Here is a 10,070-nt window from a genome sequence, read left to right on the forward strand (position 1 = left end):
CATCGGCGGGGTGACGGAATAGCGCTGCCGCATCGGCACGCGCTGCACGGGCGATATGGGCAAGTACCCGCTCTACGGTCTCGCGCGTAGGGTCGGTAATCAACTGCCCAACCGCATCCAGCGCTTCCAGGTAATCACGGGTCGCTATGTGTTGGGGAGTCAGTGCGTCGTCGATATCGCGACGGGCGGTCATCTGTTTCTCCTGCCCCGGCCTGGGGCGAACGGCCATCTTACTCCCAAAGCGCCGTCATGATGATTGCATAAATCAGCCGCAATGCGTCGAGTGATAGATTCGACACGTTCGCGGCCGACCGGTTTTCCGGATTACTCGACCGCCTCGGCGGCAATTTGCTCCGGCGTCTTGACCACTACACTGTAACCGCATTCCTTTTGCGGGCAGACCTTTTCCAGCCCGCGCCGCTTGGTGGTCTTGAGTGTCAACACCGGCCACTGGCAATTCGGGCAGGTTTCGGCAATCGGCGGATTCCAGGTGGCATAGGTGCACTTGGGATAGGTGTTGCAACTGTAAAACAGCTTGCCGTAACGTGACTTGCGTTCAATCAACATGCCGGCCTTGCATGTCGGGCAGCTTACACCGGTGTCCTTGGGCTTTTCCAGCGGCTCGATATGCTTGCATTTGGGATAGTTGGCGCAACCGATGAACTTGCCGTAGCGCCCGGTCTTCACCACCAGCTGACCGCCATCGTTCGGGCATACCCGGTCCTCGATGACCTGCACCGCCTCTTCCGCCTTTTGCTCGGCGCTCTCGGCGGTTTCGTTCATATCGCGGGTATAGTCGCATTCCGGGTAACCGGTACAGCCGACAAAGCGGCCGCGCTTGCCCAGGCGGATGGTCAGGCCCTTGCCGCATTTCGGGCAGGCTTCGTCCAGCGCCTCATGGGTGACTTCGCTGCGTTTGAGGGCCTTCTTTTCCTCGACCTGCTGCGAAAAGCCGCCCCAGAATTCCTCCATCACCGGAATCCAGTCGCGCTCGCCATTGGAAATTTCGTCGAGCTTGTCTTCCAGCTTGGAGGTGAACTGGTAGTCCACATACTGGGCGAAATGGTCGGTGAGGAATTTATTCACCACTTCACCGGTGTCGGTGGGCGAAAAACGTTTCTTGTCGAGGATCACATACTCGCGATCCTTCAGCGTCGAGATGATCGAGGCATAGGTCGATGGCCGGCCGATGCCGAATTCTTCCAGCGCCTTGACGAGGCTGGCTTCAGAGAAGCGCGGTGGTGGCTGGGTGAAGTGCTGCTCGCCACTGAGCTGGTCTACCGGCAGGCTCTCGCCTGCTTCCAGCGGCGGCAGCTTGGCATTGTCGTCGTCCTCGGCGTCATCGACGTCCTCTTCATACACCGCCAGAAAGCCGGCAAACACCAGCACCTGGCCGGTGGCGCGAAATACCGCCTCGCCCACGCTGATATCAACACTGGTGGTATCGAATTTGGCCGGCGACATCTGGCTGGCCAGGGTGCGCTTCCAGATCATCTCGTAGAGCTTGAACTGCTCGGCGCTCAGATACGCCTTCACCGACTCCGGCGTGCGGCTGATCGAGGTGGGGCGGATCGCCTCGTGCGCTTCCTGCGCGTTCTTGGCCTTGCTTTTGTAAACCGGCGGATTGGCCGGCAGCGATTCGGCATCGAAGGTGGCGGCAATGTAGTCGCGGATCTCCGTCACCGCCTCATTGGCCAGTGCTACCGAGTCGGTACGCATATAGGTGATCAGACCGGTGGTGCCATCGCCCAGCGCAATGCCTTCATACAGCTGCTGTGCCGTGCGCATGGTGCGATCGGTGGTCATGCCCAGCTTGCGCACCGCCTCCTGCTGCATGGTCGAGGTGGTAAACGGCGCGGTCGGATTGCGGCTCTTGCGCTTTTTCTCGACATGGCTGACCGCCGCCGGCTGGCCTTCCAGCGCCTTGAGGATGCTGGCTTGCTCCGCCTCGTTGGGAATATCGAACTGTTCAAGTTTCTTGCCGCGCCATTCATTGAGGCGGGCTGAGAACTTGGTTTTGCCCTTGTGGCTATCCAGATGCACCGTCCAGTATTCCTGGGCGACAAAGGCGCGGATTTCCTTTTCGCGCTCGCAAATCAGGCGCAGGGCCGGGCTTTGTACCCGACCGGCCGACAGGCCTGAGCGTACCTTGCGCCACAATAACGGCGACAGATTGAAGCCCACCAGATAATCGAGCGCACTGCGCGCCTGCTGGGCATTCACCAGATGATTGTCGACATCACGCGGATTGGCGACGGCGGCCTTGACCGCCGTTTCGGTAATCTCGTGGAACACCACCCGCTTGACCAGCTTCTGGTCGAGCACCTTCTTGCCCTTGAGGATTTCCAGCAAATGCCAGGAAATCGCCTCGCCTTCGCGGTCCGGGTCAGTTGCCAGATAGACATTCTGGGCGGCTTTCACGGCGCTGATGATCGCGTCGACATGCTTGGCGTTCTTGGCAATGATCTGGTACTTCATGGCGAAGTCGTGATCGACATCGACCGAGCCGTCCTTGCGCACCAGGCCACGGACATGGCCGTAGGAGGCAAGGATTTCAAAATCCTTGCCCAGATATTTTTTCAGCGTTTTCGCCTTGGAAGGCGACTCAACGATCAATAGATTGTCAGCCATGGGGGCTCCGCGATTGCGGGTTAATTCGGGGTGGGCGCGAGCTGTCGCGTCGCCTCGAACGAGTCTTCGTGGCCGGCAAGCGCCGGGCGGGACGTCATGTTAGGGGTAAATGTAGGTGCGGCGGCGAGAATTTCCAATTCAGCCGCCGCAATAGCGATAGAGCACTTAATGCATTACGCCATCATTGCCGCTGAACAGCAGCTCTTCGATCAACAGATTGGCGAGGTCGTCGCCCTGCCGCCACAACACCATCAGCGCCACGCGCTTGACTGCCTCTTCGTCCAGCATCTGCATCTTCGATTGCAGCAGGCGATCGATCAGCAGTTCGCGCTGACCCATGCTGAGCGCACGAGAACTCGACAAATCGTGGAACAGCGACTGCGCCGCCGGCGTGAGACGAGCTGCCTCGCGCGGATGTAATACCCGTGGCAGCGGGTTGCGCATGTCCAGTGCCAGATAAGGCGCCGGATCGAGTTGGTTGAATTCACTGAGCCAGTCGAGCGCCTCGTCGATTTCCTCATCCTCGAAACCGGCGGCCGCCAGCCGTTTGGCCAGGGTGCCATGATCGGGGCAGTTTTCCGGGGTGAAATATTGTTCAAACAGGTAGGCGAGGATATCGAACATCGGGAGGACCTTTACTGACGGACCTGGCGTTTGACCACGCCGGCCACTCAAGCGAGCAACTGGTAACGACTTCCGGGCAAACGGGCAATGCGCCCGCTCAGCTCAAGTGTCAACAGGATCGCGTAAGCCCTGTCGGGCGTCAAGTTGGCGCGTTCGGTCAGCGTATCGATATCGATAGGGTCGTAGCCCATGGCGGTGAGTAGCCGGGCTTCGTCGGGCGCATCGGCGGGCGGGGGGGCGGCGGGTGAAACCGGCTCGGGCAGCGGCGCGCCGCCCAGCTCCTCGATGATGTCTGCGGCCGTTTCCACCAGCTTGGCGCCCTGCTTGATCAACTGGTGGCAGCCTTTGCTTAGCGGCGAGTGAATCGAGCCGGGCACCGCAAACACTTCACGCCCCTGGTCGGCCGCTTCGCGCGCGGTGATGAGTGAGCCGCTTTGCAGCGCTGCCTCGACCACCAGCACACCACGCGAGAGGCCGGAAATGATGCGGTTGCGGCGAGGGAAATGCCCGGACTTGGCTGGGGTTCCCAGCGAAAACTCGGAAATGATCAGGCCATGCTCGGCGATCTGGTGCGCCAGTGCATGATTTCGCGATGGGTAAACGATATCCAGCCCGGTGCCGACCACCGCGATGGTTGAGCCTGCGCCAGCCAGGCCGCCACGATGCGCTGCTGCGTCGATACCCAGCGCCAGACCCGAGACAATGCACCAGCCGCCCTGTGACAGCGCCTTGGCAAACGCTTCTGCCGTTTGCAAGCCCAGCGGCGTGGCATCACGGCTGCCGACCATGGCGATGCCCTGGCCATTCAACAAGGCGGTATTGCCTTTGCAGTACAGAAGCGGCGGCGGATCGGGGATTTCAAGCAAACGTCGCGGATAGTGCGGGTCTGCCAGGGTGAGCAGGGTGTTTCCCGCCTCACCCAGCCACGCCAGGCTGCGCTCCAGCAGCGCCGGCTCGGGACCGCTGAGGATGGCGGCCGCCAGCTTGGCCGGTACACAGTGCTGCAGCGAGGTCGAACTGGCCGACAATACCTTGGCAGGCTCGCCAAATGTGGCAAGCAGCCGCACCAGGCTGCCCGGGCCAAGCCCATGCACCAGGGCGAGGCGCAGCCAGGCCTCGCTATCCTGATCAGACATGGCCGAGCTTTGCCTCTACGCGTGCCCGATCAGGGTTTGCGCACCACATCGAACAGTTCGATCGGGCGGGTACTGTCGAGCACCAGTCCATAAGACAGCTTCGGGAACACCCGGTAGATAAATACATTGCCGCTCTTTTCGGCAGGGGCAATCAGCAGCTTGTCCGGCTTGCCACGCTCGTCCATGACCGGGCGCGGTGCCTTGAAGCTGAACAGCACATGGCCGGGCGCCAGCCCGTCGCGCTCGCCGCGGTTGAGCACCACCGTCGCGTAGGGGCCGGCGGCATCGAGGCCGCCATAGGTGCCAAGCACCTTGGCCTCGAGCTTGCCCTCAGGAAAGCGCGGCACGTAGTTCATCACTACGCGCTTGGACTTGGGCAGCAGGCGGTCGCCAATGGCAATTTCCTGCGCAACCAGATGTACCTGCAAGGTGCTGACCGGCCCGATATCGCGTGCCGAGGCTTCGCCGACAAAGGTGACTTCATAGCCAAGCACTTCCTTGGTGTCCGGGTCCTTCAACTCCTTGCCGGCGCGGAAAATCTGCCAGTCATCACCCGGTTGGCCGCCGAGGCCGACCGCCTGGAAGCGGTCACCCATCGAGATCACCACCCGGCTGTCCGGCGCCAGCGCGACCCGTGGTGCCGCATTGAATTCTTTTTCGTCGACCACCATGGGGCGCGACAGCAAGGGGTCGATCAGCGCAGCGTCGATTGTTGGCGCTGCGGCGTTTTCCAGCGCAACCACACGAACCCGTGGCTGCATCTTCACATCGCGGCGCATGGCGTCGTTTTTGCTGTTGCCCAGCAAGCGCAGGCGCGGCTCGCCATTGACCATGTCCATCACGATCACATCGCCAGGGAATATCCAGTGCGGATTCTTGATGTCGTCCTGGTTCATCTTCCAGATCTGCGGCCATTTCCACGGATCTTTGAGGAATTTGCCGGCGATGCCCCACAAGGTATCGCCCTTGACCACCACATAGCGATCCGGTGCGCCGTCGGCGAGTTGCAATTCATCCGCAATCAGCGGGCCAGCACCCAAGGTGAGCGCTATAATGGCGGCCACCGTAAAACGACGGAAACTGGGTTTTGAGCGAGCGGTCGGCAGGTGCATGGCGTTGTCCTTTTGCCAGCCCGAAAGGGCTGAAATATGCATCGAGCATTTAAACCAATGGTTCAAATTCTGCATCTAAATACCCGTAGTAGCAAGAAAACATGGCGATTCTCAATATTCTGCATTACCCCGACGAACGCTTGCACACCGTCGCCAAGCCGGTAGAAAAGGTTGACGATCAGCTTCGCACCCTGATCGCCGATATGGCCGAGACCATGTACGCGGCGCCCGGCATCGGCTTGGCTGCCACTCAGGTCGATGTGCATCTGCGCCTGATCGTTATCGACATCTCCGAGGATAAGAAGGGTCTGCAGGCCTTGATCAATCCGAAAATCGTCGAGATGGATGGCAAGACCCGTTATGAAGAAGGTTGTCTGTCGGTTCCCGGCATTTATGAAGAGGTTGAGCGTGCCGAGCGCATTGTCGTCGAGGCGCTCGACCAGCATGGCAAGCCGATTCGCCTGGAAGCCGATGGGCTGCTGGCGATCTGCATCCAGCATGAAATCGACCATCTCGATGGCAAGGTTTTTGTCGAAAAGCTATCGCGCCTGAAGCTTAGCCGCATTGTTGCCAAGCTCAAGAAGAACGAACGCAAGAGTATGTAATGGTGCTGAGCAGCGCGGCGTTTCTCACGCTGCGCGCTCAAAACGGCTGCGCGGCACTTGGGTGCCGCCTGTTTTCCGTCTGATTCCCTGGTTGATGCGATGAAACTCATTTTTGCCGGCACGCCGGATTTTGCTGCTTGTGCTCTGCAGGCATTGATTGATGCTGGCCACGAGATCGCGCTGGTGCTTACCCAGCCGGATCGGCCGGCCGGTCGCGGCATGAAGCTGCAGGCCTCGCCGGTGAAGCAGCTGGCGCTGCGCCATGCGCTCCCGGTGTACCAGCCGGAAAAGCTGCGCACCGCCGAGCAACAGGCGCCGCTGGCGGGGCTTGGGGCGGATGTGATGATCGTTGCTGCTTACGGCATCATCCTGCCGCAAGCGGTGCTCGACCTGCCACGTCTGGGTTGCCTGAACATCCATGCCTCGCTGTTGCCGCGCTGGCGCGGCGCAGCACCGATCCAGCGCGCCATCCAGGCGGGTGATGCACAGACCGGCATCACCATCATGCAGATGGATGCCGGCCTCGATACCGGCGCCATGCTCAGCCTTCACTCGCTGGATATCGCTGCCGGGGATACCGCGCGCAGCCTGCACGATCGCCTTGCCAGCTGTGGCGCTGCCGCCATCGTTGCGGCAATGGATCAGCTGGAAACCCTGCAGGCGGCCGCACAGGCGCAGCCAGCAGAAGGCGTGACCTATGCCGAAAAAATCCGCAAGGAAGAAGCCGCCATCGACTGGACCCTGCCGGCGCAACAGCTGGTGCGCCAGCTCCATGCTTTTGATCCCTTCCCGGGCTGCACGGCGCGCCTGGGTGAGCAGATCATCAAATGCTGGGCCGGCCAGCCCGGGTATGGCGCTGGTCAGCCGGGTGAAGTGCTGGCGATAGATGGCGAGGGCATCCATATCGCCTGCGGCGATGGTGCGATCTGCCTGACCGAATTGCAGCGTCCCGGCGGAAAGCGTCTGCCGGCACGGGAATTTTTGACTGCTGGCGCACTGCTGCCAGGCACGATACTTGGTTGATTCGGGAATTTTCCCGGAAACCGTCCATCCAAGCAGGCCGCCGATGGGTGCGGATGTCCGGGAGCAAGGAGAAAGCCATGTTCGGTAACTGGTTGAAGACCACCGTCTTGATGGCTGCCATCGTGGCGCTGTTCGGCTTTGCCGGCGCCATGCTCGGTGGCCGCAACGGCATGCTGATCGCGCTGCTGTTTGCCGGGGCGATGAACATCTGGGCCTACTGGTTCAGCGCCGACATGGTGCTGCGCATGTACAACGCGCAAGAGGTGGACGAGCGCAGTGCGCCCGAGTTCTACCGGATGGTGCGCGAGCTGGCCCACAATGCGCAGCTGCCCATGCCGCGGGTGTACCTGATTGACGAAGCCCAGCCCAATGCCTTTGCCACCGGGCGCAGCCCGCAGCATGCGGCAGTGGCCGCCACCACCGGCATCTTGCGGGTACTCAGCGCGCGCGAATTGCGCGGGGTGATGGCGCATGAGCTGGCTCACGTCAAACATCGCGACACGCTGATCTCTACGGTCACCGCCACCATGGCCGGCGCCATTTCCTCGCTGGCGCAATTTGCCATGTTCTTTACCGGTGGTAGCCGCGATGGCGAGCGTAATGTCCATCCTCTGGTCGCCTTGTTGATCATGTTGTTCGCTCCGGTAGCGGCCATGCTGATCCAGATGGCGATTTCGCGCTCACGCGAGTTTGCCGCCGATGCCGGTGGTGCGCAGATCAGTGGCGACCCGCAGGCCCTGGCCGATGCCCTGCTCAAGATCGAGCGTTATGCACAGGGTTTGCCGATGGATTCGGCACAGATGCACCCGGAAACCGCGCAGATGATGATCATCAACCCGCTCAGCGGTGATGGCGTTGCCGGCCTGTTCCGCACCCATCCGGCCACCGAGGCCCGTGTGGCGCGTTTGCGCGCCATGGCATCCGGCCGTGGCTAAGCCGGGTTTGCCGGCATGATCAACTTTATCGGGGCCTTGTGGCCCCGACATTTTTTTGGCGGGAAACGTCCATGCTGTTAACGCAACGCCTGGCTGCACAGGCGGTTACCGCCGTACTGGCGGGCCGCAATCTCACCGACACGCTGACTGCGCAACGATCCAGGCACTCGCTGGAGCCGCGCCAGCGTGCCGCGATCCAGGACATCAGCTATGGCACCTTGCGGCGCTATGGCGAAGTCAGCTTTGTGCTGGCCAAGCTGCTGAGCCGGCCCGATATCGACCCGGACATCCGCGGCCTGTTGGCCTGCGGCATCCAGCAGCTGGCCTGGGGCAAGGCGGCGCCACATGCGGTGGTCGATTTTGCCGTGCAAGTGGCCAGCAAGATCAATGGTGGCCGCGCCAAGGGACTGGTGAATGCAGTGCTGCGCAACTTCCTGCGCCAGCGCGATAGCTTGCTGGCAGCCGCGCAGGCGGATGAGCTGGCCAGCAGCAACCATCCTGCCTGGTGGCTGGCGGCCATGCAGGAGGCCTATCCACAGGACTGGCACAGCGTGCTGGCCGCGAATAACCAGCATCCGCCGATGAGCTTGCGCGTCAATCGCCGCAAGATCAGCCGCGACGAATACCTGCAGCGCCTGCAACAGGCGGGACTGGATGGCGAGGCGCTGGGGGACGATGGCATACGCCTGCTGGCGCCGGTTCCGGTTGATCGCCTGCCGGGCTTTACCGAAGGGCTTTGCTCGGTGCAGGACTTCGGCGCGCAATGGGCCGCGCCCTTGCTGGGGGTGGAAGACGGCATGCGCGTGCTCGATGCCTGCTGCGCGCCGGGCGGCAAGACCGGCCATTTGCTGGAGCGGGCAGCGCTGGATCTGCTGGCGCTGGATGCCGATGCCGGTCGCCTGCAACGGGTCCGTGCCAATCTCGACCGGCTTGGCCTCCATGCCACGCTCAAACAGGGCGACGCCGGCAAACCGGCCAGCTGGTGGGACGGCCAGCCCTTTGACCGCATTCTGGCCGATGTTCCCTGCTCTGCCAGCGGTGTGGCGCGCCGCAATCCGGATATCAAATGGCTGCGTCGGCCCGAGGATTTTGCGCAATTTGCCACGCAACAGGCGCAGATGCTCGATGCATTGTGGGGATGCCTGAAGCCGGGTGGTAGACTGCTTTACGTCACCTGCTCGGTTTTTGTGCAGGAAAACAACAATCAGCTTGCCGAATTTATCGCGCGTCACGCCGACGCCCGGCAACTCCCCTTGCCCGCTGCACTGCCTGCAAACGGACAACTGCTGCCGAACGAGCGCCACGATGGCTTTTTTTACGCGCTGCTTGAAAAGGTTTGAGCGCCACTGCGGGTGGGTGCCGCTGCTGCTATGCCTGTGGCTGGTGCCGGCCTGGGCCGGATCGGTACAGATCGAATCGGCGCATGGTGTCGAACATGATGGGCGCCTGTCGCTCGATGCCAACTTTCTGGTCAACCTTGATCAGACCCATGAAACCGCCTTGCTCAATGGCGTGCCGCTTACCTTTTCCATCGACTTCACCCTCACCAAACCGCGCTGGTTCTGGGCGTGGCGCCGGGTGGCCGACTGGTTCGATCCATCGGCCCATCTGGAGCGCCGTCTTTCCTACCATGCACTGACCCGCACCTACCGGGTCGGCGTCGGCTCGCTGTACCAGAGCTACGACACCTTGCAGTCGGCACTACGCGCCCTTGGTGTGATCCGCGAATGGCAGGTGGCCGAGCGCGGTTCGGTCACGCGCAAGCTCGACAGCCGCTTTGCCGGCGAATTGCAGGTAAAGCTCGATAATTCGAAACTACCCAAGCCATTGCAGATTTCGCTGATCGGCGACTCCGAGTGGCGCATCCAGTCCGGCAGCCTCAGCGTGGAATTCGACGAGGGCAAGGGCGCGGAGCCGGCAACGCGATGAGAATGCGCAATACCTTCATCCTGCTCGGCTCCCTGGCCGCCATCCTGCTGTTCCTGCTGGCCAGCGCCAGTGGCA

The 10,070-nt window shown here is 61.7% G+C and carries 10 protein-coding genes; 5 read left to right on the forward strand and 5 right to left on the reverse strand.

The window, feature by feature from the left end; genetic code table 11:
* The 5 genes from ACE3OH_RS14035 to ACE3OH_RS14055 all read right to left on the reverse strand — a co-directional run.
* Positions 1–193: hypothetical protein (locus ACE3OH_RS14035; RefSeq protein ID WP_374353953.1), on the reverse strand; the 193-nt coding region annotated here is incomplete at its 3' end.
* A gap of 131 nt (positions 194–324) precedes the next feature.
* Positions 325–2,631 carry a type I DNA topoisomerase gene (topA, locus tag ACE3OH_RS14040; protein ID WP_374353956.1) on the reverse strand — a complete coding sequence of 769 codons (2,307 nt, stop codon included), beginning with the start codon at positions 2,629–2,631 and terminating at the stop codon, positions 325–327.
* A 165-nt stretch (positions 2,632–2,796) separates the two neighbouring features.
* Positions 2,797–3,255, reverse strand: coding sequence for a DUF494 family protein (locus tag ACE3OH_RS14045; RefSeq protein WP_374353963.1), 459 nt, complete (start codon positions 3,253–3,255; stop codon positions 2,797–2,799).
* Positions 3,256–3,302: 47 nt separating this feature from the next.
* Positions 3,303–4,391 carry a DNA-processing protein DprA gene (gene dprA / locus ACE3OH_RS14050; RefSeq protein ID WP_374353966.1) on the reverse strand — a complete coding sequence of 363 codons (1,089 nt, stop codon included), beginning with the start codon at positions 4,389–4,391 and terminating at the stop codon, positions 3,303–3,305.
* 29 nt (positions 4,392–4,420) lie between these two features.
* The gene (locus ACE3OH_RS14055; RefSeq protein WP_374353970.1) at positions 4,421–5,503 is read right to left on the reverse strand and encodes a LysM peptidoglycan-binding domain-containing protein; all 1,083 of its coding nucleotides are present in this window, start codon (positions 5,501–5,503) and stop codon (positions 4,421–4,423) included.
* 101 nt (positions 5,504–5,604) lie between these two features.
* On the opposite strand from ACE3OH_RS14055, the gene def reads away from it, so the two are divergent.
* The 5 genes from def (at position 5,605) to ACE3OH_RS14080 (ending at position 9,995) form a co-directional block, all read left to right on the forward strand.
* On the forward strand, positions 5,605–6,108 hold the full coding sequence (gene def, locus ACE3OH_RS14060) for a peptide deformylase (RefSeq protein ID WP_374353972.1): 504 nt from the start codon (positions 5,605–5,607) through the stop codon (positions 6,106–6,108).
* 99 nt (positions 6,109–6,207) lie between these two features.
* Positions 6,208–7,131 (forward strand): methionyl-tRNA formyltransferase, encoded by a 924-nt coding sequence (gene fmt / locus ACE3OH_RS14065; protein ID WP_374353975.1) that lies wholly within the window; start codon positions 6,208–6,210, stop codon positions 7,129–7,131.
* Positions 7,132–7,208: 77 nt separating this feature from the next.
* Positions 7,209–8,066 carry a zinc metalloprotease HtpX gene (htpX, locus tag ACE3OH_RS14070; RefSeq protein WP_374353978.1) on the forward strand — a complete coding sequence of 286 codons (858 nt, stop codon included), beginning with the start codon at positions 7,209–7,211 and terminating at the stop codon, positions 8,064–8,066.
* Between the two features lie 71 nt (positions 8,067–8,137).
* Positions 8,138–9,406: a 16S rRNA (cytosine(967)-C(5))-methyltransferase RsmB gene (gene rsmB, locus ACE3OH_RS14075; protein WP_374353981.1), complete on the forward strand. Its 1,269-nt coding sequence runs from the start codon at positions 8,138–8,140 to the stop codon at positions 9,404–9,406.
* A gap of 16 nt (positions 9,407–9,422) precedes the next feature.
* The gene (locus ACE3OH_RS14080; RefSeq protein WP_374353984.1) at positions 9,423–9,995 is read left to right on the forward strand and encodes a DUF4390 domain-containing protein; all 573 of its coding nucleotides are present in this window, start codon (positions 9,423–9,425) and stop codon (positions 9,993–9,995) included.
* Positions 9,996–10,070: the final 75 nt, after the last annotated feature.

It is taken from the genome of Chitinimonas sp., assembly GCF_041904975.1.
In the GTDB taxonomy this organism is placed as follows: Bacteria; Pseudomonadota; Gammaproteobacteria; order Burkholderiales; family Chitinimonadaceae; genus Chitinimonas.